The following is a 25,410-nucleotide window of genomic DNA, read 5'->3' as shown; positions in this document are numbered from 1 at the left end:
AGGCTTCAGTCTTCTCTCGGTCTCGATGTGGGTAGCGACTACCAGCGGTAGTGCGCGAAGGCCTTGTTGGACTCGGCCATCTTGTGGGTGTCCTCGCGCTTCTTCACGGCCGCACCGAGGCCGTTGGAGGCGTCGAGAAGCTCGTTGAGGAGACGCTCGGTCATGGTCTTCTCGCGACGGGCGCGGGAGTAACCGACCAGCCAGCGCAGCGCCAGGGTGTTGGCACGGCCGGGCTTGACCTCGACCGGCACCTGGTAGGTGGCGCCACCGACACGGCGGGACTTGACCTCGAGGGTCGGCTTGATGTTCTCGAGAGCGCGCTTGAGCGTGATGACCGGGTCGTTGCCGGTCTTCTCGCGCAGGCCCTCCATGGCGCCGTAGACGATGCGCTCGGCGGTGGAGCGCTTGCCGTTCAGCAGCACCTTGTTGATCAGGGAGGTCACCAGAGGAGAGCCGTAGACCGGGTCGATGATGACCGGGCGCTTCGGGGCGGGGCCCTTACGAGGCATTCTTACTTCTCCTTCTTGGCGCCGTAACGGCTGCGAGCCTGCTTGCGGTTCTTGACACCCTGGGTGTCGAGCGAGCCGCGGATGATCTTGTAGCGAACACCCGGCAGGTCCTTCACACGGCCGCCGCGCACGAGCACGATGGAGTGCTCCTGCAGGTTGTGTCCCTCACCCGGAATGTAAGCGGTGACCTCGATGCCGCTGGTCAGACGCACACGCGCGACCTTGCGGAGGGCCGAGTTCGGCTTCTTCGGGGTGGTCGTGAACACACGCGTGCAGACGCCGCGACGCTGAGGGGAACCCTCGAGTGCGGGCGTCTTGTTCTTCTCGACCTTGTCCTGCCGGCCCTTGCGGACCAGCTGCTGGATCGTAGGCACTACTTCTCCGGTTTCTGTGTGCCGATGGGTACAGCTAACCTGGAACGTCGCCGACCCACGCGGTCGGGTGTGTCGAATCCGCCAGACTCCCGCCGCAAGGCGAAAAGGGCGCAGATTACGGTGGCCGGTCACGGCTCGCCATGCGGTTTGCAGGCACGCACAGGAGCCAGGGCACACCCCAGGCACAAGGTCTGAGCGTACCTACCTCATTCGCTGCGGTCAAAACAAATGGGGTCCGGACGCCTCGCCCTGCGAGGAATGTCAAGTCCCCGTACCCTAGGTGATCTTCGAATCCGTGATGTGGGCGACATCCCGGACGCTCGCCGGCGCTCGGCCGTGCCGCGCCCTGCGGCCCCCTGGAGCCGTGTGCTGTGCCCGTTCCCGGCAGGCTGGTGGCTCGGCTCCCTGTCGCCCCTGACCGTGGCCGTGGGCGCCATGGCGGCCTTCTTCGCCGTCCAGCCGCGCCCGGCCCCCAGCGAGGTCACACAGACGACCCGGACAACGCCGAAGGGCGGCCACCCCGTGAGGTGGCCGCCCTTCAGTGGACGTACGCCTTACTGGTTGTACGGACCGTAGTCGTAGTCCTCCAGCGGCACGGCCTGGCCGGAGCCCGTGCCGAACGGCGAGTAGTCGATGTCGTCGTAGCCGACGGCCGAGTACATCGCGGCCTTGGCCTCCTCGGTCGGCTCGACCCGGATGTTGCGGTAGCGGGACAGACCCGTACCGGCCGGGATGAGCTTACCGATGATGACGTTCTCCTTGAGGCCGATGAGGCTGTCGGACTTGGCGTTGATCGCCGCGTCCGTCAGGACTCGGGTCGTCTCCTGGAAGGAGGCGGCCGACAGCCAGGATTCCGTCGCCAGCGAGGCCTTGGTGATACCCATCAGCTGCGGACGACCGGAGGCCGGGTGACCGCCCTCCTGGACCACACGACGGTTCTCCTGCTCGAAGCGGGAGCGCTCGACCAGCTCGCCGGGCAGCAGCTCGGCGTCGCCGGACTCGATGATCGTCACGCGGCGCAGCATCTGCCGGATGATGATCTCGATGTGCTTGTCGTGGATCGACACACCCTGCGAGTTGTAGACCTTCTGGACCTCGCCGACCAGGTGGACCTGGACGGCACGCTGACCCAGGATGCGCAGCACGTCGTGCGGGTTGGTGGCACCCACGGTGAGCTGCTGGCCCACCTCGACGTGGTCGCCCTCGCGGACCAGGACCTTGGCACGCTTCGAGATCGGGTACGCCGTCTCGTCGCTGCCGTCGTCCGGGGTGACGACGATCTTCTTGGTCTTCTCGGTCTCCTCGATCCGGACCCGGCCGGAGGCCTCGGAGATCGGGGCGACACCCTTCGGGGTACGGGCCTCGAAGAGCTCGACGACACGCGGCAGACCCTGGGTGATGTCGTCACCGGCCACACCACCGGTGTGGAAGGTACGCATCGTCAGCTGGGTACCGGGCTCACCGATGGACTGGGCGGCGATGATGCCGACCGCCTCACCGATGTCGACCAGCTTGCCGGTGGCCAGCGAGCGGCCGTAGCACATCGCGCAGGTACCGACGGCGGACTCGCAGGTCAGGACCGAGCGGGTCTTGACCTCCTCGACGCCACGGCCGACCAGTTCCTCGATGAGGACGTCGCCCAGGTCGGTGCCGGCCGGGGCCAGCACCTGGCCGTCGACCACGATGTCCTCGGCGAGGCAGCGCGCGTACACGGACGTCTCGACGTTCTCCGTCTTGCGCAGCGTGCCGTCGGCGGCACGGTCGGCGATCCGCAGCCGCAGGCCACGGTCGGTGCCGCAGTCCTCCTCGCGGATGATGACGTCCTGCGAGACGTCGACCAGACGACGGGTCAGGTAACCCGAGTCGGCGGTACGCAGAGCCGTGTCCGCCAGACCCTTACGGGCACCGTGCGTGGAGATGAAGTACTCCAGCACGGACAGACCCTCACGGAACGACGCCTTGATCGGACGCGGGATCGTCTCGTTCTTCGCGTTCGACACCAGACCACGCATACCGGCGATCTGACGCATCTGCATCATGTTGCCTCGCGCACCCGAGTTCACCATCATGAAGATCGGGTTGGTCTTCGGGAAGTTGTCGTTCATCGCCTCGGCGACCTCGTTGGTCGCCTTGGTCCAGATCGCGATGAGCTCCTGCGTGCGCTCGTCCTTGGTGATCAGACCGCGCTCGTACTGCTTCTGGACCTTCTCGTCCTGCGCCTCGTAGCCCTTGACGATCTCCTTCTTCGCCTCGGGAACGACGACGTCGGAGATGGCCACGGTGACACCGGAACGGGTCGCCCAGTAGAAGCCGGCCGCCTTCAGGTTGTCGAGCGTCGCCGCCACGATGACCTTCGGGTAGCGCTCGGCGAGGTCGTTGACGATCTCGGAGAGCTGCTTCTTGCCGACCTCGTAGTCGACGAACGGGTAGTCCTCCGGCAGCAGCTCGTTGAAGAGCGCGCGGCCCAGCGTGGTGTTCAGCCGGAAGCTGTCACCCTGCTGCCACTCCGGCTCGCCCTCCTCGCGCGCCGGCGGGGTCCAGCCGCGCGGCGGGATGGTGCCCACCGGGAAGCGGATGTCCACGCGCGACTGGAGCGACAGCTCGCCGGCGTCGAACGCCATGATCGCCTCGGCCACGGACGCGAACGAGCGGCCCTCGCCCTTGACGTCCCGCATCTCGCCGTCGGTGGTGAGGAAGAACAGACCGAGGACCATGTCCTGGGTCGGCATCGTCACCGGACGGCCGTCGGCCGGCTTGAGGATGTTGTTCGAGGACAGCATCAGGATGCGGGCCTCGGCCTGCGCCTCCGCGGACAGCGGCAGGTGCACGGCCATCTGGTCACCGTCGAAGTCCGCGTTGAACGCGGTGCAGACGAGCGGGTGGATCTGGATGGCCTTGCCCTCGACCAGCTGCGGCTCGAAGGCCTGGATGCCGAGGCGGTGCAGGGTGGGCGCACGGTTCAGCAGCACCGGGTGCTCGGCGATGACCTCTTCGAGGACGTCGTACACGACGGTGCGACCGCGCTCCACCATGCGCTTGGCGCTCTTGATGTTCTGCGCGTGGTTCAGGTCGACCAGGCGCTTCATCACGAACGGCTTGAACAGCTCCAGCGCCATGGCCTTGGGCAGACCGCACTGGTGCAGCTTCAGCTGCGGGCCGACGACGATGACGGAACGCGCCGAGTAGTCGACTCGCTTACCGAGCAGGTTCTGACGGAAGCGACCCTGCTTGCCCTTGAGCATGTCGGACAGCGACTTCAGCGGACGGTTGCCGGGGCCCGTGACCGGGCGACCACGACGGCCGTTGTCGAAGAGCGCGTCGACGGCCTCCTGGAGCATGCGCTTCTCGTTGTTCACGATGATCTCGGGGGCACCGAGGTCGAGAAGGCGCTTCAGGCGGTTGTTGCGGTTGATGACACGGCGGTACAGGTCGTTCAGGTCGGAGGTCGCGAAGCGGCCACCGTCCAGCTGCACCATCGGACGCAGGTCCGGCGGGATGACCGGGACGCAGTCCAGGACCATGCCCTTGGGGCTGTTGGAGGTCTGGAGGAACGCGGAGACGACCTTCAGCCGCTTCAGGGCACGGGTCTTCTTCTGGCCCTTGCCGGTGCGGATGATCTCGCGGAGCCTCTCGGCCTCTTCCTCCAGGTCGAAGGACTCCAGGCGCTTCTGAAGCGCCGCGGCGCCCATCGAGCCGTCGAAGTAGGTGCCGAAGCGGTCACGCAGCTCGCGGTAGAGCAGCTCGTCGCCCTCCAGGTCCTGGACCTTGAGGTTCTTGAACCGGTTCCACACCTCGTCGAGGCGGTCGATCTCGCGCTGCGCGCGGTCGCGCAGCTGCTTCATCTCGCGCTCGGCACCCTCGCGCACCTTGCGGCGCACGTCGGCCTTGGCGCCCTCCGCCTCCAGCTCGGCCAGGTCGGCCTCGAGCTTCTTGGCGCGGGCCTCCAGGTCGGCGTCCCGGCGGTTCTCGATCTGCTGGCGCTCGACCGAGACGTGCGCCTCCAGGGAGGGCAGGTCGCGGGTACGGCGCTCCTCGTCGACGTACGTGATCATGTACGCGGCGAAGTAGATGACCTTCTCGAGGTCCTTCGGCGCCAGGTCCAGCAGGTAGCCGAGGCGCGAGGGGACACCCTTGAAGTACCAGATGTGCGTGACGGGAGCGGCCAGCTCGATGTGGCCCATCCGCTCACGGCGCACCTTGGCGCGCGTGACCTCGACGCCGCAGCGCTCGCAGATGATGCCCTTGAAGCGGACGCGCTTGTACTTGCCGCAGTAGCACTCCCAGTCCCGGGTCGGACCGAAGATCTTCTCGCAGAAGAGTCCGTCCTTCTCGGGCTTGAGGGTGCGGTAGTTGATGGTCTCGGGCTTCTTGACCTCGCCGTGGCTCCACTGACGGATGTCGTCAGCGGTGGCCAGGCCGATCCGGAGCTCGTCGAAGAAGTTGACGTCGAGCACTATGCGTCAATCCCTCTCAGGGTCGTTAAGTCTGTGGTCTGAAACGGGGGCCTGGGGGTCGGCGGGGCCCTTGTGGGTCAGGGCCCCGCCGGACTCCCGTCAGACCTCTTCGACGCTGCTCGGCTCGCGCCGGGACAGGTCGATACCGAGCTCCTCCGCTGCGCGGAAGACGTCCTCGTCGGTGTCGCGCATCTCGATGGACATGCCGTCCGAGGACAGCACCTCCACGTTGAGGCACAGGGACTGCATTTCCTTGATGAGCACCTTGAAGGACTCGGGAATGCCGGGCTCAGGGATGTTCTCGCCCTTGACGATGGCCTCGTAGACCTTCACGCGGCCGGTGACGTCGTCGGACTTGATGGTCAGCAGCTCCTGGAGGGCGTACGCGGCGCCGTAAGCCTCCAGCGCCCACACCTCCATCTCACCGAACCGCTGGCCACCGAACTGGGCCTTACCACCCAGCGGCTGCTGGGTGATCATCGAGTACGGACCGGTCGAGCGGGCGTGCAGCTTGTCGTCGACCAGGTGGTGCAGCTTCAGGATGTACATGTAGCCGACCGAGATCGGGTCCGGGAACGGCTCACCGCTACGGCCGTCGAACAGCCGCGCCTTACCGGTCGGGAGCACCATGCGCTCGCCGTCCCGGTTCGGGATGGTGTGCTGGAGCAGACCCGCCAGCTCGTCCTCGCGGGCACCGTCGAAGACCGGGGTGGCGACGTTGGTGCCGGGCTCGACCTTGTCGGCGCCGATGACCTGGAGACGCTGGGCCCACTCCTCCGCGAGGCCGGAGACGTCCCAGCCGCGGCTGGCGAGCCAGCCGAGGTGGATCTCCAGGACCTGTCCCGGGTTCATTCGGGACGGCACACCCAGCGGGTTCAGGATGATGTCGACCGGGGTGCCGTCCTCCAGGAACGGCATGTCCTCGATCGGCAGGATCTTGGAGATGACACCCTTGTTGCCGTGACGGCCGGCGAGCTTGTCACCGTCGGTGATCTTGCGCTTCTGCGCGACGTAGACGCGGACCAGCTGGTTCACGCCCGGCGGCAGCTCGTCGCCCTCCTCGCGGTCGAAGACGCGCACACCGATGACCTTGCCGGTCTCGCCGTGCGGCACCTTCAGCGAGGTGTCACGGACCTCACGGGCCTTCTCACCGAAGATCGCGCGGAGCAGGCGCTCCTCGGGGGTCAGCTCGGTCTCACCCTTGGGCGTGACCTTGCCGACGAGGATGTCACCGGCGATGACCTCGGCGCCGATACGGATGATGCCGCGCTCGTCGAGGTCGGCGAGGACCTCCTCGGAGACGTTCGGGATGTCCCGGGTGATCTCCTCGGGGCCGAGCTTGGTGTCACGGGCGTCGACCTCGTGCTCCTCGATGTGGATCGAGGAGAGGACGTCGTCCTGCACGAGGCGCTGCGACAGGATGATCGCGTCCTCGTAGTTGTGACCCTCCCACGGCATGAACGCCACGAGCAGGTTCTTGCCGAGGGCCATCTCACCGTTCTGGGTGGCCGGACCGTCGGCGAGGACCTGGCCCTCGATGATCCGGTCGCCCTCGTTGACGATGACCTTCTGGTTGACCGAGGTGCCCTGGTTGGAGCGGGCGAACTTGGCCAGGCGGTACGTGATGTACGTGCCGTCGTCGTTGGCGGTGGTGATGTAGTCCGCGGAGACCTCCTGGACCACACCGGCCTTCTCGGCCTTGACGACGTCGCCGGCGTCGACGGCGGAGCGGTACTCCATGCCGGTACCGACGAGCGGGGCCTCCGACTTAATCAGCGGAACGGCCTGGCGCATCATGTTCGCGCCCATGAGGGCACGGTTGGCGTCGTCGTGCTCCAGGAAGGGGATCATGGCGGTCGCGACCGACACCATCTGGCGCGGCGAGACGTCCATGTAGTCCACGTCCTCGGGGCCGACGTAGTCGACCTCGCCGCCACGACGGCGGACGAGCACGCGGCTCTCCTCGAAACGGAGGTCGCTGGTCAGCGGCGCGTTGGCCTGCGCGATGACGAAGCGGTCCTCCTCGTCGGCGGTCAGGTAGTCGACCTCGTCGGTGACCTGGCCGTCGATGACCTTGCGGTACGGGGTCTCGACGAAACCGAACGCGTTGACCCGGCCGTAGGAGGCGAGCGAGCCGATCAGACCGATGTTCGGGCCTTCCGGCGTCTCGATCGGGCACATACGGCCGTAGTGCGACGGGTGCACGTCACGGACCTCGAAGCCGGCCCGCTCACGGGAGAGACCACCCGGGCCAAGAGCCGACAGACGGCGCTTGTGGGTGAGACCCGACAGCGGGTTGTTCTGGTCCATGAACTGGGACAGCTGGCTGGTGCCGAAGAACTCCTTGATGGAGGCGACGACCGGCCGGATGTTGATCAGGGTCTGCGGCGTGATCGCCTCGACGTCCTGGGTCGTCATCCGCTCGCGGACGACACGCTCCATACGCGCCAGACCCGTGCGGACCTGGTTCTGGATGAGCTCGCCGACGCTGCGCAGACGACGGTTGCCGAAGTGGTCGATGTCGTCCGTCTCGACGACGACCGTCTCGCCGTTGTCACCGGTGGTCTCGGTCTCGCCGGCGTGCAGCTTCACCAGGTACTTGATCGTCGCGATGATGTCCTCGACGGTCAGGATGCCCGCGTCCAGCGGGGTGTCCGTACCCAGCTTCTTGTTGACCTTGTAGCGGCCGACCTTGGCGAGGTCGTAGCGCTTGGGGTTGAAGTAGAGGTTCTCCAGCAGCGTCTGCGCGGCCTCACGCGTGGGGGGCTCGCCCGGACGCAGCTTGCGGTAGATGTCGAGCAGCGCGTCGTCCTGGCCCTGGGTGTGGTCCTTCTCCAGGGTGGCGCGCATCGACTCGTAGTCGCCGAACTCCTCAAGGATCTGCTCGGTCGTCCAGCCGAGCGCCTTCAGCAGCACGGTGACCGACTGCTTGCGCTTGCGGTCGATGCGGACACCGACCATGTCGCGCTTGTCGATCTCCATCTCCAGCCAGGCACCCCGGGACGGGATGATCTTGGCGGAGAAGATGTCCTTGTCGGACGTCTTGTCGATGGTGGAGTCGAAGTAGACACCGGGGGAACGGACCAGCTGCGACACCACGACACGCTCGGTGCCGTTGATGACGAAGGTGCCCTTGTTCGTCATGAGCGGGAAGTCGCCCATGAAGACGGTCTGGGACTTGATCTCGCCGGTCTCGTTGTTGGTGAACTCGGCGGTGACGAAGAGCGGGGCGGCGTACGTGAAGTCGCGCTCCTTGCACTCGTCGATCGAGTTCTTGGGCGGCTCGAAGCGGTGGTCCCGGAACGTCAGCGACATCGACCCGGAGAAGTCCTCGATCGGAGAGATCTCCTCGAAGATCTCCTCCAGACCGGACTTGGTGGGGACGTCCTGACCGTTCTCCAGAGCCTCCTCGACCCGAGTCTGCCAGGCGGTGTTGCCGAGCAGCCAGTCAAAGCTCTCGGTCTGCAGCGCGAGCAGGTTCGGAACCTCGAGGGGCTCCTTGATCTTTGCAAAGGAGATGCGCAGCGGGGCGGTGCTGGCGCCGTTGTTCGTATTCGCGGTCGAGGCAGTGCGCGAGGCGGCCAAGAGGGGGTCCTTCCGAGGGCTCGGACTCACTACGCGCGTACCGGTCCCTCTCCCGTACACAGGGACGGAGACCCCAGGTCAGGGGGGTTCGGTCGACTGTGCTCGAGTGAGGGCAGACCCCTGGTGACGGGCAGGGGACAGCTAACAGGCAGCGCAAAGGGTCAGTGTAGCCACTTGGCACACTGATGTCCAGTGCGGGTTTTCGAAGACCCTCGTTGTCCTCAACGCCCTCTTCAACGCCCTCGGCATGCCTGCCCTCAACGCACGTTCATACTGCCCTCTTCGTCGCCGATCCATGCCTCGGATTCGGATCCTTGTGACGACGCGTCCTGAGAATTGCGCGCTGCGTGCGGTTCGTCAAGGGTTCCTTGCCGGAACCGGAGCATCGGGAGACACGACGAAGATCACCTTACCCCTCACGAACAGAGGTGCAAGGCAGCCCAGGCCGGACCCCGGGGAACGCCGAAGGGCGACCACCCGGATGGATGATCGCCCTTCGGTGCGTTCGCGTTACAGCCCTAGGGGGCCGTTTCGACGGTCGCGAAGGTCTTACTTGACCTCGACGGACGCGCCGGCGCCCTTGAGGGCCTCGGCGGCCTTGTCGGCCTGCTCCTTGTTGACCTTCTCGAGGACCGGCTTCGGGGTGCCGTCGACGAGGTCCTTGGCCTCCTTCAGACCCAGCGAGGTCAGCTCACGCACGACCTTGATGACCTGGATCTTCTTCTCGCCGGCGCCGGTGAGGATGACGTCGAACTCGTCCTTCTCCTCCTCGGCCTCGGCGGCGGCGCCACCAGCGGCACCACCGGCGACGACGACCGGCGCGGCAGCGGCGGCGGTGACGTCGAACTTGTCCTCGAAGGCCTTCACGAACTCGGAGAGCTCGATGAGGGTCATCTCCTCGAACTGGGCGAGCAGGTCTTCCTGGCTGAGCTTCGCCATGATGGCGGTCCTTCCACTCAAATCGGCAGGTGCCGGATGTACTGGGTAAGGCGGGCGTACGTCGGCCCGCTGCGACCCGCGCTCGTCGTGCGGGTCAGAAAGCGAGCCGAATTACTCGGCACCGCCCTGCTCGGCCTGCTTGGCGCGCAGCGCGTCCACGGTGCGGACGAGCTTCGACGGCAGCGCCTGGAAGACGGAGGCAGCCTGGGACTGCTTCGCCTTGAAGGCACCGGCCAGCTTGCTGAGCAGAACCTCGCGGGACTCGAGGTCCGCAAGCTTCTTGATCTCGTCGGCGGACAGCGCCTTGCCGTCAAGGACACCGCCCTTGATGACGAGATTGGGGTTGTCCTTGGCGAAGTCACGCAGACCCTTCGCCGACTCCACCGGGTCACCGGTGACGAAGGCGACGGCCGTCGGGCCAGCGAAGAGCTGGTCCTCCAGCGTGATCCCGGCCTCCTTGGCCGCAATCTTGGTCAGCGTGTTCTTCACCACGGCGTACTGGGCGTTCTCACCGAGCGACCGGCGCAGCGTCTTGAGCTGCGCCACGGTGAGACCGCGGTACTCGGTCAGCACGGCGGCGTTGGAGCTGCGGAACTTGTCCGTCAGCTCCGCAACCGCGGCAGCCTTGTCGGGCCTCGCCATAGAGCCTCGGCCTCCTTCCGGGTGATTCGGACCGCGCGGACCCGAAGGAGGACTGGGGAAACGAAACGCCCCGGCGCAGGCGCACGGGGCGGACTCGACCGGCTGTACACGCGCTCGGCGCGCGCACTCCGGGAGTTCTTCCACTGACACCTGCGCGGGTCGTCCACTTTTCAGCGGATCCTTCGGCCACCGCACCCTCGTTCGAGCGCACGGCAACGACCAGCGGTCTTTGGCTTCTGGAAGAGAGTACGGGACGAGGGCTCCGTCGAGCAAATCGACCGTTTGGGACCGGTCCGGCCGGGGCAGGCAGGCGCCCGGCGGGGGCAGGGCGAACCGTGGCTGCGGGCCGTGGCGGCGGGCCGTAGCAGGCAGGCCGTGGCTGCGGGCCGTGGCGGGCAAGCCCCCCCGCCCCCGAGGGACGCTGAGCGCGCCTCAGGGGCCCTGCGGGACGGACGGCTCTGTGAAGGGCCGCCGGGTCAGGAGGCGGCGCCGGTGCCGCCCGTCAGCGTGCCGCCGGACTTCAGCATGTCCGCGAAGTCCTTGGTGTCGCCGGCCGGGGGCGCCTCGGCGGTGACCTTCACGCCGTAGTCGGTGTAGAAGGTCGTGTTGACCATGGCGCCGTTGGCCGTGTCGGCCTTCTCGGTCTTCTTGACCAGCAGGTCCTGGTCGTTGATCCAGATGTCGACGGTGTCGGTGGTGACGCCGGCCTGGCTGAGCTGCTTCTTCAGGGCCGACAGCTGCTCGGCGCTGAGGTCGCTGGTCTTGCCGGCGAGGTCGGCGACGTTCAGCGTGCCCGAGTAGTGCGTGGTGTGGACGCCGGAGATCGTCTCCTCGCCGACCTTCTTGACGTCGCCGGAGGCCAGCAGCATCTTCACGGACTGGTTCGGCGTGGCGTTCTGGATCTGGTCCTTCATGTACGAACCGGAGGCGCCGCCGAGCTTGGCGAGGTCGTCGTAGGAGTACTTGATCCAGTGCTTGCCGCCGCCCGCCTGCTGGGCGTAGGTGTCGCTCATGTGCGCGTAGTAGGCGTCCGGCAGATACCGGGCCTCCATCGACTGCGTGCCGGCCTTCTTCATCAGCTCGGCCATCTGGCCGCCGGTGTAGGTGATGGTGAGGTTGCCCTTGAGGCCGTCGCCCCAGGTGAGGGCGCCGTTCGCGGTCATCGACATCAGGTCGCCGATGGACGTGGTGGAGCGCACCTTGGCCGAGTCGGCCTTGTCGGTGGACTTCTCGGCGGAGCGCAGGGCGGCGATGGGGCTGACATGCGTCGCGGTCTTGCCGGCCGCCTTGTCACCGCCGTCCTTGCCGGAGTCGGAGGAGCCGCACGCGGCCACTCCGGTCAGCGCGGCCACCACCGCTGTGGAAAGGGCCGCCCGGCGCACGGTCGTGCTCATCATCTACTCCCACCCCTAATGCGTGTCCTGTGCCTGCACCGTAAGCCAGGCCACTGACAGTCGTGCGAAAGGTCGCACAAAGAAAGGACGGGCCCGGAACCTTCGAGGTTCCAGGGCCCGCCCTTTTCTTACGCGTACCTGACGCGGCTACCGGGCTGAGCCGAGGGCTCAGACGGCGGCCGGGTCCTCCTCGACGAGGAGGTTACGGGTGCGGTTCGGGTCGACCGGGATGCCGGGGCCCATCGTGGTGGTGATGGCGGCCTTCTTGATGTAGCGACCCTTGGCGGCGGACGGCTTCAGACGGAGGATCTCCTCCAGCGCGGCGCCGTAGTTCTCCACCAGCTTGGAGTCGTCGAAGGACGCCTTGCCGATGATGAAGTGCAGGTTCGAGTGCTTGTCGACGCGGAACTCGATCTTGCCGCCCTTGATGTCGGTGACGGCCTTGGCGACGTCGGGGGTGACGGTGCCGGTCTTCGGGTTCGGCATCAGACCACGCGGGCCGAGGACGCGGCCGAGGCGGCCGACCTTGCCCATGAGGTCCGGGGTGGCGACGACGGCGTCGAAGTCCAGACGGCCCTTCGCCACCTCGTCGATCAGTTCGTCGGAGCCGACGATGTCGGCGCCGGCGGCCTCCGCGGCCGCAGCACGGTCACCGGTCGCGAAGACCAGGACCCGGGCGGTCTTGCCGGTGCCGTGCGGAAGGTTCACGGTGCCACGGACCATCTGGTCGGCCTTGCGCGGGTCGACACCCAGACGGAAGGCGACCTCGACGGTGGCGTCGAACTTGGTCGTGGAGGTCTCCTTGGCCAGACGGACGGCCTCGAGCGGGGCGTACAGCTTCTCCCGGTCGACCTTGGCGTCCGCAGCGCGGAGAGCCTTGCTGCGCTTGCTCACAACTTGCTCCTGTGTGTTCTGAAGGAGTCGTGGTCCCTGGGCCGAGCAGGCCCTGCCACGTGCGACCGGCTACGGCCGCATGACTGCTGGGGGGTTGAGGTCAGCCCTCGACCGTGACGCCCATGGAGCGCGCGGTACCGGCGATGATCTTCGCGGCGGCGTCCAGGTCGTTCGCGTTCAGGTCGGCCATCTTGGTCTGGGCGATCTCGCGGACCTGCGCCTCGGTGATCTTGGCGACCTTGGTCTTGTGCGGCTCGCCGGAGCCCTTCTCGATGCCCGCGGCCTTGAGGATCATCTTCGCGGCCGGCGGCGTCTTGGTGATGAAGGTGAAGGAGCGGTCCTCGTAGACCGTGATCTCCACCGGGATGACCCAACCGCGCTGCGACTCGGTCGCGGCGTTGTAGGCCTTGCAGAACTCCATGATGTTGACGCCGTGCTGACCCAGCGCCGGGCCGACCGGCGGAGCCGGGTTGGCGGCGCCGGCCTGGATCTGGAGCTTGATGAGCCCCGTGACCTTCTTCTTCTTGGGAGGCATAGCTCTCCGGGTCCTTTCGGTTCGGGTCCTGCCCGCTCCCGGGGACCACCCGGACGCAGGCATACCGCACAACGATAACGGGTATAGATGCGCGGCTGAAAACCGAGCAGGTCAGACCGGCTGTAGCAGCCCGCCTGACCTGTTCGGAAGCGGTACGTCCAGAAAGAACTAGTTCTTCTGGATCTGGTCGAAGGAGAGCTCGACCGGCGTCTCGCGGCCGAAGATCTCCACCAGGCCCTTGACTTTCTTCGAGTCGGGGTTGATCTCGTTGATGGTCGCCTGAAGCGTGGCGAACGGGCCGTCGGTGACGGTGACCGAGTCGCCGACCTCGAAGTCCAGCACCTGGACCTCGACCTTGCGCTGCGGGGCGGGCTTGCCCTCGGCCTCGGCGGCCTCGCGAGCGGCCTTCTCCTCGGCCTCCGGGGCAAGCATCTTGACGATCTCGTCCAGGGTCAGCGGGTACGGGTCGTAGGCGTTGCCGACGAAGCCGGTGACGCCCGGGGTGTTGCGGACGACGCCCCACGACTCGTTGGTCAGGTCCATGCGGACCAGGACGTAACCCGGCAGCTTGTTCTGCTTGATCGTCTTGCGGTCGCCGTTCTTGATCTGGACGACCTCTTCCTGCGGCACCTCGGCCTGGAAGATGTAGTCCTCGACGTTCAGCGAGACGGCGCGCTGCTCCAGGTTGGTCTTCACGCGGTTCTCGTAGCCGGCGTAGGTGTGGATGACGTACCACTCGCCGGGCAGGGTGCGCAGTTCCTCGCGCAGGGCCTCGACCGGGTCCACCGGAGCGGCCGGCTCCTCCTCGGCGGCCTCCGCTACAGCGGACTCCTCGTCGGCCTCGTCGGCCTCTTCGTCCTCGGCGTGCAGGGCGGCCTCCTCGGCCGGCTCACCCGCCTCGGCCTCGGCAGCCTCGAACTCGTCCTGCTCGTCCGCGCCCTCGACGATGTCGAGCTCGTCGTCCACCGTCTCGGCAGCCAGCCCGCGGGGCTCGGTGGCGTCGTCGTTCAGGTTCGGGTCAGACACGATGGCTGCTTCTTCCTGGATACATAGGGGTGGAACATGCGAAAACGGGCGCCGGTACCACGGCGCCCTTCGCTCTTGGCTCAGCCGAAGACGTACTTGGCCGCGTGGTTGAGCCCATAGTCAATCACGGTCACCAGGGCGATCATGATGGCGACGAAGAAGATCACCACGGTGGTGTACGAGGTCAGCTGGTTGCGCGAGGGCCAGACGACCTTGCGGAGTTCCGCGATGATCTGGCGGTAGAAGGTGGCCAGACGCTTGAGCGGGCCCTTCTTGGCGCGCTTGCCGCCCTTGCGAGCCCTCTTCTTGGACTCGGAGACCTCGTCCTGGGCGTCAGGCGTGTCGATGGAGCCCACGGCGTCCGTCATAATCCTCACCTGATCCCGGGTCGTGGCCGTGCCGCGCCCGGTTTCTGAGCCGCACGGCGGTGCATTGCTGTACGTACATGCGCACACATCCTGGCGGTGTGTGTAGCAGGGCCGGAGGGACTTGAACCCCCAACCGCCGGTTTTGGAGACCGGTGCTCTACCAATTGAGCTACGACCCTTTGTGTGCCCCCCAACGTACCGCATCCGACCGGATGCTCGGTGTGCACCGGCTCGGCGGCGGCTGCTGAAGGCCAACGAGGTGAGAGTGTACGTGGTCCGGCGCCCGGCGTCGAACAGAAAGTGCCCGTCCAGGGCCGCGTGACCAAAGATCGTCCTGGCCGGGGCCCGGATTCGGACCCGTGTTCACGCCTCGACCCTTCCTGTTCAGTCTGTGAAACCCGTGTGCCGGGGGCGTTTCCGGTCTGGAACGATGGGCCGCATGAGCGCTGCAATCCCTCCCACCGAGCGCCGGGTCTCCGCCCGAGTCGGCGCGATCTCCGAGTCCGCCACCCTCGCCGTGGACGCCAAGGCCAAGGCCCTCAAGGCCGCCGGGCGTCCGGTGATCGGCTTCGGCGCCGGTGAGCCCGACTTCCCGACCCCGGACTACATCGTCGAGGCGGCCGTCGAGGCCTGCAAGAACCCGAAGTACCACCGCTACACCCCGGCCGGCGGCCTGCCCGAGCTGAAGGCCGCCATCGCGGCGAAGACGCTGCGCGACTCCGGCTGGGAGCCCGACGTCTCGCAGATCCTGGTCACCAACGGCGGCAAGCAGGCCATCTACGAGGCGTTCGCGGCGATCCTCGACCCGGGCGACGAGGTCATCGTCCCCGCGCCGTACTGGACGACCTACCCCGAGTCCATCCGCCTGGCCGGCGGTGTCCCGGTCGAGGTCGTCGCCGACGAGACGACCGGCTACCGGGTCTCGGTCGAGCAGCTGGAGGCGGCACGCACGGAGAAGACGAAGGTCGTGCTCTTCGTCTCCCCGTCCAACCCGACCGGCGCGGTGTACTCCGAGGCCGAGACCGAGGCGATCGGCCGCTGGGCCGTCGAGCACGGCCTGTGGGTGCTCACCGACGAGATCTACGAGCACCTGGTCTACGGCGAGGCCGCCGCCGTGTCCCTGCCGGCGCTCCTGCCCGAGCTGCGCGACAAGTGCGTCGTCGTCAACGGTGTGGCGAAGACGTACGCCATGACCGGCTGGCGCGTGGGCTGGGTCATCGGCCCGAAGGACGTGGTCAAGGCCGCGACGAACCTCCAGTCGCACGCCACGTCGAACGTCTCCAACGTCGCCCAGGTGGCCGCGCTGGCCGCCGTCTCCGGCGGTCTGGAGGCCGTGGCGAAGATGCGCGAGGCCTTCGACCGGCGCCGCAAGACCATCGTCCGGATGCTCAACGAGATCGACGGCGTGTTCTGCCCCGAGCCCGAGGGCGCCTTCTACGCCTACCCGTCGGTCAAGGCGCTGCTCGGCAAGGAGATCCGCGGCAAGCGCCCGCAGGACACCGTCGAGCTGGCCGCGCTGATCCTGGAGGAGGCCGAGGTCGCGGTCGTCCCGGGCGAGGCCTTCGGCACACCGGGCTACCTGCGGCTGTCGTACGCGCTCGGTGACGAGGACCTCGTCGAGGGCGTGAGCCGCATCCAGAAGCTGCTGGCGGAGGCCAGGGACTGAGTCATCCATTTCTGGACAGGGGCACCTACGGACTTTCGTAGGTGCCCCTGTTCGTTTGTGCGAGCAAGACCACGTACGGGGAAACGGCTACCGGGACGGCGGGGACGTACGGCAGGATCTGGGAATGGAGCGTGTACGTGATCTCTCTGAGCTGCCGAAAGCCCATCTGCACCTGCACTTCACCGGCTCGATGCGACCGGGCACCGTCCTGGAGCTGGCCGACAAGTACGGCGTCCACCTGCCCGACGCGCTGACGGAGGCGCTGACCAGCGGGGAACCGCCGAGGCTCCGGGCCACGGACGAGCGGGGCTGGTTCCGTTTCCAGCGGCTGTACGACGCCGCGCGCTCCTGTCTGCGCGAGCCGGAGGACATCCGGCGCCTGGTCCGGGAGGCCGCCGAGGAGGACCTGAGGGACGGCTCGGGCTGGCTGGAGATCCAGGTGGACCCGACGTCGTACGCGCCCCGGCTGGGCGGTCTGATCCCGGCTCTGGAGATCATCCTGGACGCGGTGGACACCACCTCGCGGGAGACCGGGCTCGGCATGCGGGTGCTGGTGGCCGCGAACCGGATGAAGCACCCGCTGGACGCGCGCACGCTGGCCCGGCTGGCGGTGCGCTACGCGGACCGGGGCGTGGTCGGCTTCGGGCTCTCCAACGACGAGCGGCGGGGCATGGCCCGGGACTTCGACCGGGCCTTCCACATCGCGCGGGAGGGCGGTCTGCTCTCGGCTCCGCACGGCGGCGAGCTGACCGGCCCCGCGTCGGTCCGGGACTGCCTGGACGATCTGCACGCCACGCGGATCGGGCACGGCGTGCGGGCGGCCGAGGACCCGCGGCTGCTGAAGCGGCTGGCCGACCGGGGCGTGACCTGCGAGGTGTGCCCGGCGTCGAACGTGGCGCTCGGCGTGTACGAGAAACCGGAGGACGTGCCGCTGCGCACGCTCTTCGAGGCGGGCGTCCCGATGGCGCTGGGCGCCGACGACCCGCTGCTGTTCGGCTCCCGGCTGACCGCGCAGTACGAACTCGCCCGGCACTCCCACGGCTTCACGGACGCCGAGCTGGCGGAGCTGGCCCGGCAGTCGGTGCGCGGTTCGGCCGCCCCGCGGGAGGTCAAGGCGCGGCTGCTGGCCGGCGTGGACGACTGGCTGGCGCGCCCGGCGGCCTGAAGTGGGCGTACGGCGGATAGGGCTTGAAGCAGATCATCACCTCGACGGGGTGCCCGCCGCCGGGTGCGTCGACCAGGGGCAGGAACGACCCCAGGTAGGCCATACGCCCTTCGCCGACCCGGTCCTGATACGGCCCCCGGCCCGCCGCGTCCGCGAAACAGGTGGCCGTCTCGGCGAACACCTCCCGGTTGCCGAAGAGGAAGAAGGTACGCGCGTGCGTGGTGTGCCGCAGGCCGCTCCGGAAGCCTGCCCGGTCCCGGCGCTCGCTCCACGCGGCGGCGTCCCGCGCGGTGCGCGCCTCGTCGGTGCGGACGGTGAGCGGGGTCCCCTGGCGTAGTCGGCGGCGTAGGTCGGGCCACTGGCTGGGGCGCAGGCCGAGGCTTTCGTGAGCGAGGACGAGGTCGACCAGCTCGCCGACGCCCTCGTCGGGCGGGACGCCGTCGCGCAGCGGCACATGGACGATCGTGCGCCGGGAGCAGGCGGCGAAGGAGAAGAGGCCGGCGAGCCGGTTCAGCCCGTCGTGGTCGCCGAGCAGCAGGCCGACGGGGTCGGGGGCGCGCAGCGAGGTGTGGCGCAGCGTGTGCCGGGGCTGGACGATCCGGTGCTCGTGCGGCCCGGTGCGGGGCCGGAACTCACGCAGCCTCAGCCGCATGTGCGTTGCCTCATGGCGTCAGGGTCGCGGGTCTCCGGGCGTGTCCGCAACGGAGATTCCGCCCAGCAGGGTGCGCGCGAGGCGGGTGGCGAACGTGTCCACGGGCGGGCGTTCGCCGGTCTCGGTGGCGTCGTAGGCGAAGGCGCGCTGGGCGCAGGCGCCGAGGAGGAGGGAGGCGGCGGCGTAGGTGTCGGCGTCGGCGCGGACCCGGCCGGCGGCCTGTTCGGCGCGGAGGTAGGCGTCCAGGCCCTGGATGGGCACGTGCGGGCCGGAGCCGATCGCGCGCAGGGCCTCGTCGTGGCGGCGCTTGAGCTGGGTCTCGGCGTAGAGGGACGCGGCGATCGGGAAGCTCTGCTCGTAGAAGAGGGCGGCCTGGCGGGCGATCTCGGTGAGGTTCTCCGCGAGCGTGCCCCGGCCCGGTTCGGCGGCGAGGCCGCTGAGCAGCGGGGTGAGGCGGGGCAGGCGCTCGGTGAGGACCCGTACGAACAGCTCTTCCTTGCTGTCGAAGTACTTGTAGAGGGCCGCTTCGGAGCAGCCGGCCGCGCGGGCGATCTCCTTGGTGGTGGCGCGGGCGAGTCCGACGGTGAGCATCAGCTCGTGGGCCGCGTCGAGGATGCGGACACGCGCCGGCTTCGTCTCCATGGGGCTCCGATCGGGGCTTGACGGGTGGGTGAGCGTTTACCCACTCTAGAACGACACGCGGTGAGTAAGTACTCACCCACCCATCGCAGGGGGAAGGTCGGCATGAAGCTCACTGTTTTCGGCGCCACGGGAGGGATCGGCCGGGAGCTGGTCCGCCAGGCCCTGAACGCCGGTCACGAGGTCACGGCGGTGGTACGGGACCCGGCCCGGCTCGCTGTCACCGGCGACCGGCTGGAGGTCGTCCGCAGTGGCCTGGCCGGCCCGGAGGAGCTGAGGCCCGCCGTCCGGGGCCGGGACGCCGTCCTGTCGGGCCTGGGCGCGCGCAGCCGCAAGGACGCCGGGGTGGCCGCCCGGCTGACCCGTACGGTGCTGGGCGCCATGGAGGCGGAGGGCGTACGCCGGCTGCTGGTGGTCAGCGCCGGTCCGGTCGGCCCCGCCCCGGTGGACGACGGCCCCCTGGACCGCGGGATGCGGGGCCTGGTGTCGGCGATCCTGAAGGACGTCTACGCCGACCTGCGCGAGATGGAGGCCGAGCTGGCCCGCAGCGGCACGGACTGGACGTCCGTACGCCCGCCACGGCTCCAGGACAAGCCGCTCACCGGCCGCTACCGCACCGTCGTCGGCGGCTTCCCGCCCAAGGGCCGCTTCATCGCGCGCGCGGACGTCGCGCACGCGATGCTGTCGATGATCGACGCGCGCGAGACCCTGAAGCAGGGGGTGGGGGTGGCTTACTGAGTCGGCCCTGCCGGGAGCCGCTCCGATGCGGCTTCGTGCCGCTCGGGTGCCGCTCGGGTGCCGCTAGAGGCTGACGCCGACGGTCACCGGCTCGTTGACCAGGGTGATCCCGAAGGCGTCGCGGACACCGGCGACCACCTCGCGGGCCAGGGCGAGCAGATCCTCCGTGGTGGCGCCGCCCCGGTTGGTGAGCGCGAGGGTGTGCTTGGTGGAGATGCGGGCCGGGCCGCTGCCGTAGCCCTTGGTGAAGCCCGCCTTGTCGATCAGCCAGGCCGCCGAGGTCTTCGTACGGCCCTCCCCCGCCGGGTAGGCGGGCGGCTCGACGCCCTCGCCCAGCCGCTCGCGCACGCGCGCGTGGAACACTGCGAACTGCTCCTCGGTGAGGATCGGGTTGGTGAAGAAGGAGCCGGCCGACCAGGTGTCGTGGTCCTCGGGGTCCAGGACCATGCCCTTGCCGGCGCGCAGCTTCAGCACGGTCTCCCGGGCGGCGGCCAGCGGCACCCGGTCCCCCGGCTCCACACCGAGCGCGCGGGCCGCCTCGGCGTACTTGACCGGCGCGGACAGCCCGCCCGCGTCCTCCAGTTCGAAGCGGACGCGGAGCACGACATAGCGCTCGGGGTCGGCCTTGAAGCGGCTGTGGCGGTACGAGAAGGCGCACTCCTCGTTCGTCAGCGTGACGGTCTCGCCGGCCCGCCGGTCGTACGCGATCACCTCGGTGATCGTCGAGGAGACCTCCTGGCCGTAGGCGCCCACGTTCTGGATCGGCGTGGCGCCCGCCGATCCGGGGATGCCGGCCAGGCACTCGATCCCGGCGAGCCCGGCCTCGACGGTGCGGGCGACGGCGTCGGTCCACACCTCGCCGGCCGCCAGCTCCACGGTGGTGCCGCGCAGTTCGACCCCGCGCGTGGCGATGCGCAGCGCGGTGCCGTCGAAGCCCTTGTCGCCGATGACCAGGTTCGATCCGCCGCCGATGACCAGCAGCGGGGTACCGCTGTCGTCGGCCTCGCGGACGGCGGCGATCACCTCGGCGTCGGTAGCGGCGGTCACCAGCCGCGTCGCGGGACCACCCAGCCGGAAGGTGGTCAGCGGGGCAAGGGGGGCGTCGTGGAGTACCTGCACGGGCCCAAGACTACGAGACACGTCGACGGGCCCCGTGCCGACAGGGTCGTGGAGTACCTGCACGGGCCCAAGACTACGAGACACGTCGACGGGCCCCGTGCCGACAGGAGTGTTGCCGACGGGGCGGGTGTCGCCTGCACACCCATTCTCCTGCACACCCATTCTTTCCGCCCGAGACAACAGCGCACGCGCGCGTGGACCTCCCTACGGGCCGTAGGGAGGTCCACGCGCGCGGGCGCGGTGCTGTCCCGGCGGCGGCTACGTCAGGTGCCGCATCGCTTCCTCCCAGCTCACCGGGAGTTGGCCGGCGGTGGTCTGCCAGGTGGCGAACCGGACGTCACGCATCTGGGCCGCCAGCGCGCGGGACGTCGGCCGGTGGGCTCCGGAGCGGGCGAACTCCTTGAGCGCGGCTGCCGACTCCCAGGCGGACAGAGTCCAGAAGGTCCGCCGCAGGGGCTGCGCCCTGAGCGTGGCCCCGTACGCGCCGGGCGCGCGGCCGACCTGCCGCCAGACGGCCGGTGTGCGGACGAGGAAGCGGAGGGCACCCCACAGGGTGCGGGTCTCGAAGCGCGAGGCGAAGACGTGGGCCTCGGCGCCGGCCGGCGGGGTGTTCGGCACGGTCCACGGAAGGGTGGGCATCGCGGGCTCCTTGGGCGGGGGGGGGCGGGGTGGGCGGGGTCAGCGGGAGGCGGTCACGAGGACCGGTGCGGACGCCTCCCCGGCTGCGGGGGCGCTCCGGCGGCCGGGGATCACCAGGGCCGCGACCGCGGCGAGGGCGACCACCGCCGAGCCGGTGACCAGGGCCGGCCGCAGACCGTCCACGAAGCTCCGCGCGGACTCGTAACCGCCCTGCGCCGAGAAGATCGACGACATCACCGCGATGCCGAGCGCGCCGCCCACCTCGCGCAGCGCGTTGTTCGCGCCGGAGGCGATCCCCTGCTCCTGCGGGCGGACGCTCGCCATCACCAGGCTGGCGGCCGGTGCGAAGAACAGGGCCATGCCGACGCCGCTGATGACGAGGGCGGGCAGCTGGACGGCGTAGGAGGCGTCCGTGGTGACCACCCAGGCCATGTAGCCGAGCCCGGCGGCCTGGAGGAACAGGCCCGCGGCGACGACCGGCCGGCCGCCGACCCGGTCGGAGAGGAGGCCGGCGATGGGCGCGACGAGCATCGGCATGCCGGTCCACGGGAGCATCCTGAGGCCCGCCTCGGTGGGCGAGTAGCCGAGGACGCCCTGCATGTACTGGCTGAGCAGGAAGATCGAGCCGAACATCCCGACGAACATCAGCAGGCTGGCGGCGTTGATCCCGGAGAACGCCCGGGAGCGGAACAGCCGCATGGGCAGCATGGGGTGCGCCGCGCGGGAGCTGTAGCCGACGAAGCCCGCCAGCAGCGCTCCGCCCGCGCTCAGCGCGGTCAGCACCACGGAGTGGGTCCAGCCGTCGGCGGGCCCGCGGACCAGGCCGTACACGATCCCGAAGAGCCCGCTGCTGGCGAGCAGCGTGCCGGGAAGGTCGAGCCGGGCGCCGGTGCCGTGGGACTCGGCGAGGCGCAGCCGGGCGAGCGGCAGCGCGGCGAGGCCCAGCGGGACGTTCAGCCAGAAGATCCAGTGCCAGGAGACGTGCTCGGTGAGGCTGCCGCCGATCAGCGGCCCGGAAGCGACGGCGAGTCCGTTGACGGCGCCCCAGATGCCGTACACCATGCCGCGCCTGGCCGCCGGCACGGCCGCCGTCAGCAGGGTCAGCGTGAGCGGCATCATCACGGCCGCGCCGACGCCCTGGACCGCGCGGGCGGCGATCAGGGAGCCGATGCCGGGTGCCATGGCCGCGGCGGCGGAGGCGCCGGTGAAGACGGCGAGTCCGGCGATGAACATCCGCCGGCGTCCGAAGCGGTCACCGAGCGCGGCGCCGAACATCAGCAGGACGGCGAAGGTGAGCGTGTACGCGCTCACGGTCCACTCCAGGTCGTCCAGTGCCCCGCCGAGATCCTGGCGGATGGAGGGCAGGGCGGTGGTGACGACGAGGTTGTCCAGGGCCGCCATGAATCCGGCGACGCTGGTGATCACGAGGGCCCATACGACGCTCCCGCGCGATGGGGCGGTGCCGGGTATTGCTGTCTGCTGTGCCATCGCTCCCCCAGAGAAACTTCAGTTAGTTATTGCTGACTAACTTCCTTGGGCCCAAAAATGCCCCCGAGGACGACAGGGCAGGCCCCTACGCCTCCAGGCGACCCGTGAGCCGGGCCGACGGATAGAGCCCTTCCCACACCCGGTGCTCGGGCGGAAAACCCATGGCCACCAGGCAGTTGATGAGCATCCCGTGCGCCAGGAAGGTGGTCGTCCCGTCGACGTCCGCACCCAGCGCCAGCCGCACGGTGTCCCACAGCCGCATCCAGCCGGCCCGTACGCCCTCGCCGAACTCCCGGTCACCCTCCTGCTCGGCGGCGGCCACGGCGACGTACATCTGCATCTGCATCATCAGCCACTCGGGCCGCTCCGTGATGACCTTGGTGTACGCGTTCGCCATGGCGTGCAGGGCCTCTTCGCCCCGCAGCCCCTCCGAGGCCTCCTCGAAGGTCCGGATGGTGTCCTCCACGCAGCGTTCGGCCGCCGCGAGGAAGATCGCCTTCTTGCCCGGGAAGAGCCGGAAGAGGTACGGCTGCGAGACACCGACCCGCTTGGCGATGGCCTCCGTGGAGGTGCCGTGGTAGCCGCCGCGCGCGAACTCGGCGGTCGCGGCACGGATGACGCTCTCGCGTCGCTCCTCTGCGCTCATCCTGGACATGCGTACAAAGTTAGTGCTCAATCACTAACTTGGCAAGGGCGGGATTCGTGCGCCATACGTAAGGGGCGCCCCACCAGAGAGGACGCCCCTTACACACACCGCATGGGCCGTCAGGCGAGCCGTACGACCGCCCGGGACATGCCCAGCACCTTCTGACCGCCGCTCATCGCCGTCAGGTCCACCCGTACGGTGTTGTCGTCCAGCTTGGCCCCGACCTTGCCGCTGACCTCGATGAGGGCACCCTGGTCGTCGTTCGGGACGACGACGGGCTTGGTGAAGCGGACGCCGTACTCCACGACCGCGCCCGGGTCCCCGGTCCAGTCGGTGACCACGCGGATCGCCTCGGCCATGGTGAACATGCCGTGCGCGATGACGTCCGGCAGGCCCACCTCCTTGGCGAACCTCTCGTTCCAGTGGATCGGGTTGAAGTCCCCGGAGGCGCCCGCGTAGCGCACGAGCGTGGCACGGGTCACGGGGAAGGTCTGCGCCGGCAGCTCGGTGCCGACCTCGACGTCGTCGTAGGCGATCTTCGCCGTCATCGGGTCCTCACGCCTCCTCGGCCGCGCGGGCCACGAGCTTGGTCCAGGCGGTCACGACGCGCTCGCCGGCCTCGTCGTGCACCTCACCGCGGATGTCCAGGATGTCGTTGCCCGCGAGGGACTTGATCGCCTCGATCGTGGAGGTGACCGTGAGCCGGTCGCCGGCGCGCACCGGGCGGGCGTAGGCGAACTTCTGGTCGCCGTGCACCACGCGGCTGTAGTCCAGCCCCAGCTGCGGGTCCTGGACGACCTGGCCGGCGGCGCGGAACGTGATGGAGAACACGAAGGTCGGCGGGGCGATCACATCCGAGTAGCCGAACGCCTTGGCGGCCTCGGGGTCCGTGTACACCGGGTTGGTCTCGCCCACCGCCTCGGCGAACTCGCGGATCTTCTCCCGGCCCACCTCATAGGGCGCGGTGGGCGGGTAGGTCCGTCCCACGAAGGACTGGTCGAGCGCCATGGCCCGGCACCTCCTGATGTCTGCTGTGCTGGCCCCAAATTAGCCGGAAACCGGCCGCGGAACGCGCACGGGGGCGGGTACGGCGGGTGGGCGCGGCGGGTGGGCGCCGAGCGGGGAAAACGCCGTGAGGCCGCCCCCTCGGAAGGGGACGGCCTCACGGACGAGCCTGTTTATCGCGTTTCGCGGTGCGCGGTGTGCGCATTGCAACGCGGGCAGTGCTTCTTCATCTCAAGACGGTCCGGGTTGTTACGCCGGTTCTTCTTGGTGATGTAGTTCCGCTCCTTGCACTCCACGCAGGCCAGCGTGATCTTCGGGCGGACGTCGGTGGCAGCCACGTGAGTGCTCCTAAGACGAACGGGTGGACTGGTTCAACGCAAGAAAGAGTAGCCGATCGAAGGACCGACCCCGCAATCGGCTACTGTCAGTAGCGGTGACCGGACTTGAACCGGTGACACAGCGATTATGAGCCGCTTGCTCTACCGACTGAGCTACACCGCTTTGATGAGATCAGCCCCCGCCTCGCGGCGGGAACCTCTCACACCAGAGCCCCAAAACGGAATCGAACCGTTGACCTTCTCCTTACCATGGAGACGCTCTGCCGACTGAGCTATTGGGGCGAGCGATGAAGACATTACACGGTCCGCCGCCGTTCACCCAAATCCGTATCCCGCCGCCCGCCGGGGCTCCCCGCACAGCCCGCTCGGCAGCCCCTTGAACCCCGGGAGGCGCGGCCCGATCGGGGGCGCTACGCGTGGGCGCGTCATGCGGGGAACCGCGTACGCGCGCGTGCGCGTTGCCGGGCGCGGTGTCGGCCACGCGCACGGGCGGCGCCGGGTACCGCCTGGGGCGGACCACGCCGGTACGACTATTGCGCTCCTGCGCGTCCCGCGCGGCTCGTCACCCTAGGCTCGACTCACTCTGCGTGATCTT

23 protein-coding genes and 3 tRNA genes are annotated in these 25,410 nt (G+C 68.8%); 3 read left to right on the top strand and 23 right to left on the bottom strand.

The genetic code is table 11. From position 1 onward, the window contains the following. Positions 1 to 38 precede the first annotated feature (38 nt). The 12 genes from rpsG to ACZ4WH_RS00705 form a co-directional block, all read right to left on the bottom strand. On the bottom strand, positions 39 to 509 hold the full coding sequence (gene rpsG, locus ACZ4WH_RS00760) for a 30S ribosomal protein S7 (RefSeq protein WP_003998848.1): 471 nt from the start codon (positions 507 to 509) through the stop codon (positions 39 to 41). A 2-nt stretch (positions 510 to 511) separates the two neighbouring features. Further along, positions 512 to 883: a 30S ribosomal protein S12 gene (gene rpsL, locus ACZ4WH_RS00755; RefSeq protein WP_003948652.1), complete on the bottom strand. Its 372-nt coding sequence runs from the start codon at positions 881 to 883 to the stop codon at positions 512 to 514. A gap of 554 nt (positions 884 to 1,437) precedes the next feature. Next, on the bottom strand, positions 1,438 to 5,337 hold the full coding sequence (locus ACZ4WH_RS00750) for a DNA-directed RNA polymerase subunit beta' (protein ID WP_468174838.1): 3,900 nt from the start codon (positions 5,335 to 5,337) through the stop codon (positions 1,438 to 1,440). A gap of 99 nt (positions 5,338 to 5,436) precedes the next feature. Beyond that, positions 5,437 to 8,922, bottom strand: coding sequence for a DNA-directed RNA polymerase subunit beta (rpoB, locus tag ACZ4WH_RS00745; RefSeq protein WP_468174835.1), 3,486 nt, complete (start codon positions 8,920 to 8,922; stop codon positions 5,437 to 5,439). A gap of 549 nt (positions 8,923 to 9,471) precedes the next feature. Then, positions 9,472 to 9,861, bottom strand: coding sequence for a 50S ribosomal protein L7/L12 (rplL, locus tag ACZ4WH_RS00740; protein WP_467392524.1), 390 nt, complete (start codon positions 9,859 to 9,861; stop codon positions 9,472 to 9,474). Positions 9,862 to 9,972: 111 nt separating this feature from the next. Then, positions 9,973 to 10,503, bottom strand: coding sequence for a 50S ribosomal protein L10 (gene rplJ, locus ACZ4WH_RS00735; RefSeq protein WP_356336851.1), 531 nt, complete (start codon positions 10,501 to 10,503; stop codon positions 9,973 to 9,975). Positions 10,504 to 10,979: 476 nt separating this feature from the next. Continuing rightward, positions 10,980 to 11,900 carry an SCO4651 family lipoprotein gene (locus ACZ4WH_RS00730; RefSeq protein WP_468174831.1) on the bottom strand — a complete coding sequence of 307 codons (921 nt, stop codon included), beginning with the start codon at positions 11,898 to 11,900 and terminating at the stop codon, positions 10,980 to 10,982. Between the two features lie 165 nt (positions 11,901 to 12,065). Further along, positions 12,066 to 12,791 (bottom strand): 50S ribosomal protein L1, encoded by a 726-nt coding sequence (rplA, locus tag ACZ4WH_RS00725; protein WP_468174828.1) that lies wholly within the window; start codon positions 12,789 to 12,791, stop codon positions 12,066 to 12,068. Between the two features lie 100 nt (positions 12,792 to 12,891). After that, positions 12,892 to 13,326, bottom strand: coding sequence for a 50S ribosomal protein L11 (gene rplK, locus ACZ4WH_RS00720; RefSeq protein ID WP_014674351.1), 435 nt, complete (start codon positions 13,324 to 13,326; stop codon positions 12,892 to 12,894). 168 nt (positions 13,327 to 13,494) lie between these two features. Beyond that, positions 13,495 to 14,352, bottom strand: a complete 858-nt coding sequence (gene nusG / locus ACZ4WH_RS00715; protein ID WP_468174825.1) for a transcription termination/antitermination protein NusG — start codon at positions 14,350 to 14,352, stop codon at positions 13,495 to 13,497. 80 nt (positions 14,353 to 14,432) lie between these two features. After that, on the bottom strand, positions 14,433 to 14,720 hold the full coding sequence (secE, locus tag ACZ4WH_RS00710; RefSeq protein ID WP_014674349.1) for a preprotein translocase subunit SecE: 288 nt from the start codon (positions 14,718 to 14,720) through the stop codon (positions 14,433 to 14,435). A 106-nt stretch (positions 14,721 to 14,826) separates the two neighbouring features. Next, positions 14,827 to 14,899, bottom strand: a tRNA-Trp gene (locus tag ACZ4WH_RS00705). 260 nt (positions 14,900 to 15,159) lie between these two features. Between ACZ4WH_RS00705 and ACZ4WH_RS00700 the strand changes: the two genes are divergently transcribed. Further along, on the top strand, positions 15,160 to 16,386 hold the full coding sequence (locus ACZ4WH_RS00700; protein WP_468174821.1) for a pyridoxal phosphate-dependent aminotransferase: 1,227 nt from the start codon (positions 15,160 to 15,162) through the stop codon (positions 16,384 to 16,386). Between the two features lie 124 nt (positions 16,387 to 16,510). Further along, positions 16,511 to 17,551: an adenosine deaminase gene (locus tag ACZ4WH_RS00695; RefSeq protein ID WP_468174819.1), complete on the top strand. Its 1,041-nt coding sequence runs from the start codon at positions 16,511 to 16,513 to the stop codon at positions 17,549 to 17,551. Here the strand turns inward: ACZ4WH_RS00695 and ACZ4WH_RS00690 are convergent. After that, complete coding sequence (locus tag ACZ4WH_RS00690; RefSeq protein ID WP_468174816.1) at positions 17,496 to 18,203, bottom strand: hypothetical protein; 708 nt, start codon at positions 18,201 to 18,203, stop codon at positions 17,496 to 17,498. The genes ACZ4WH_RS00695 and ACZ4WH_RS00690 overlap by 56 nt on opposite strands. 18 nt (positions 18,204 to 18,221) lie before the next feature. Then, complete coding sequence (locus ACZ4WH_RS00685; protein ID WP_468174813.1) at positions 18,222 to 18,845, bottom strand: TetR/AcrR family transcriptional regulator; 624 nt, start codon at positions 18,843 to 18,845, stop codon at positions 18,222 to 18,224. A gap of 102 nt (positions 18,846 to 18,947) precedes the next feature. Here ACZ4WH_RS00685 and ACZ4WH_RS00680 point away from each other — a divergent pair, with 102 nt between their 5' ends. Continuing rightward, positions 18,948 to 19,580 carry an NAD(P)-dependent oxidoreductase gene (locus ACZ4WH_RS00680; RefSeq protein WP_468174810.1) on the top strand — a complete coding sequence of 211 codons (633 nt, stop codon included), beginning with the start codon at positions 18,948 to 18,950 and terminating at the stop codon, positions 19,578 to 19,580. A gap of 63 nt (positions 19,581 to 19,643) precedes the next feature. On the opposite strand, the gene ACZ4WH_RS00675 is transcribed toward ACZ4WH_RS00680, so the two are convergent. The 9 genes from ACZ4WH_RS00675 to ACZ4WH_RS00635 form a co-directional block, all read right to left on the bottom strand. After that, positions 19,644 to 20,699, bottom strand: coding sequence for a UDP-N-acetylmuramate dehydrogenase (locus ACZ4WH_RS00675; RefSeq protein WP_468174807.1), 1,056 nt, complete (start codon positions 20,697 to 20,699; stop codon positions 19,644 to 19,646). 258 nt (positions 20,700 to 20,957) lie between these two features. Continuing rightward, positions 20,958 to 21,338, bottom strand: a complete 381-nt coding sequence (locus ACZ4WH_RS00670; protein ID WP_468174804.1) for a DUF3291 domain-containing protein — start codon at positions 21,336 to 21,338, stop codon at positions 20,958 to 20,960. A 39-nt stretch (positions 21,339 to 21,377) separates the two neighbouring features. Next, entirely contained in the window at positions 21,378 to 22,826 is a 1,449-nt protein-coding gene (locus tag ACZ4WH_RS00665) for a DHA2 family efflux MFS transporter permease subunit (protein WP_468174801.1), read from the bottom strand. A gap of 85 nt (positions 22,827 to 22,911) precedes the next feature. After that, entirely contained in the window at positions 22,912 to 23,481 is a 570-nt protein-coding gene (locus tag ACZ4WH_RS00660; RefSeq protein WP_468174798.1) for a TetR/AcrR family transcriptional regulator, read from the bottom strand. A 110-nt stretch (positions 23,482 to 23,591) separates the two neighbouring features. Further along, a complete protein-coding gene (locus ACZ4WH_RS00655) occupies positions 23,592 to 24,020 on the bottom strand; it encodes a MaoC family dehydratase (protein WP_468174795.1) in 429 nt (142 codons plus the stop codon). A gap of 7 nt (positions 24,021 to 24,027) precedes the next feature. Further along, entirely contained in the window at positions 24,028 to 24,480 is a 453-nt protein-coding gene (locus tag ACZ4WH_RS00650; RefSeq protein WP_468174792.1) for an FAS1-like dehydratase domain-containing protein, read from the bottom strand. 170 nt (positions 24,481 to 24,650) lie between these two features. Further along, complete coding sequence (gene rpmG, locus ACZ4WH_RS00645) at positions 24,651 to 24,815, bottom strand: 50S ribosomal protein L33 (protein WP_003948671.1); 165 nt, start codon at positions 24,813 to 24,815, stop codon at positions 24,651 to 24,653. A 90-nt stretch (positions 24,816 to 24,905) separates the two neighbouring features. Continuing rightward, positions 24,906 to 24,978 (bottom strand) — tRNA-Met (locus ACZ4WH_RS00640). Positions 24,979 to 25,024: 46 nt separating this feature from the next. Next, positions 25,025 to 25,097: transfer RNA gene (locus ACZ4WH_RS00635), tRNA-Thr, on the bottom strand. Positions 25,098 to 25,410 lie beyond the last annotated feature (313 nt).

This window comes from Streptomyces sp. NPDC029138 (assembly GCF_055564375.1).
Note: the sequence above shows the minus strand (reverse complement) of the source record. Positions and strands in the feature narration are given on the sequence as shown.

Bases quoted from the DNA above. Each gene is read 5' to 3' on its own strand.
- rplJ (WP_356336851.1), bottom strand. From the start codon at position 10,503: ATGGCGAGGCCCGACAAGGCTGCCGCGGTTGCGGAGCTGACGGACAAG.
- ACZ4WH_RS00660 (WP_468174798.1), bottom strand. From the start codon at position 23,481: ATGTCCAGGATGAGCGCAGAGGAGCGACGCGAGAGCGTCATCCGTGCC.
- ACZ4WH_RS00655 (WP_468174795.1), bottom strand. From the start codon at position 24,020: ATGACGGCGAAGATCGCCTACGACGACGTCGAGGTCGGCACCGAGCTG.
- secE (WP_014674349.1), bottom strand. From the start codon at position 14,720: ATGACGGACGCCGTGGGCTCCATCGACACGCCTGACGCCCAGGACGAG.
- ACZ4WH_RS00665 (WP_468174801.1), bottom strand. From the start codon at position 22,826: ATGGCACAGCAGACAGCAATACCCGGCACCGCCCCATCGCGCGGGAGC.
- ACZ4WH_RS00650 (WP_468174792.1), bottom strand. From the start codon at position 24,480: ATGGCGCTCGACCAGTCCTTCGTGGGACGGACCTACCCGCCCACCGCG.
- ACZ4WH_RS00700 (WP_468174821.1), top strand. From the start codon at position 15,160: ATGAGCGCTGCAATCCCTCCCACCGAGCGCCGGGTCTCCGCCCGAGTC.
- ACZ4WH_RS00695 (WP_468174819.1), top strand. From the start codon at position 16,511: ATGGAGCGTGTACGTGATCTCTCTGAGCTGCCGAAAGCCCATCTGCAC.
- ACZ4WH_RS00730 (WP_468174831.1), bottom strand. From the start codon at position 11,900: ATGATGAGCACGACCGTGCGCCGGGCGGCCCTTTCCACAGCGGTGGTG.
- rpsG (WP_003998848.1), bottom strand. From the start codon at position 509: ATGCCTCGTAAGGGCCCCGCCCCGAAGCGCCCGGTCATCATCGACCCG.
- ACZ4WH_RS00670 (WP_468174804.1), bottom strand. From the start codon at position 21,338: ATGCCCACCCTTCCGTGGACCGTGCCGAACACCCCGCCGGCCGGCGCC.
- rplL (WP_467392524.1), bottom strand. From the start codon at position 9,861: ATGGCGAAGCTCAGCCAGGAAGACCTGCTCGCCCAGTTCGAGGAGATG.
- ACZ4WH_RS00685 (WP_468174813.1), bottom strand. From the start codon at position 18,845: ATGGAGACGAAGCCGGCGCGTGTCCGCATCCTCGACGCGGCCCACGAG.
- rplK (WP_014674351.1), bottom strand. From the start codon at position 13,326: ATGCCTCCCAAGAAGAAGAAGGTCACGGGGCTCATCAAGCTCCAGATC.
- ACZ4WH_RS00690 (WP_468174816.1), bottom strand. From the start codon at position 18,203: ATGCGGCTGAGGCTGCGTGAGTTCCGGCCCCGCACCGGGCCGCACGAG.
- ACZ4WH_RS00680 (WP_468174810.1), top strand. From the start codon at position 18,948: ATGAAGCTCACTGTTTTCGGCGCCACGGGAGGGATCGGCCGGGAGCTG.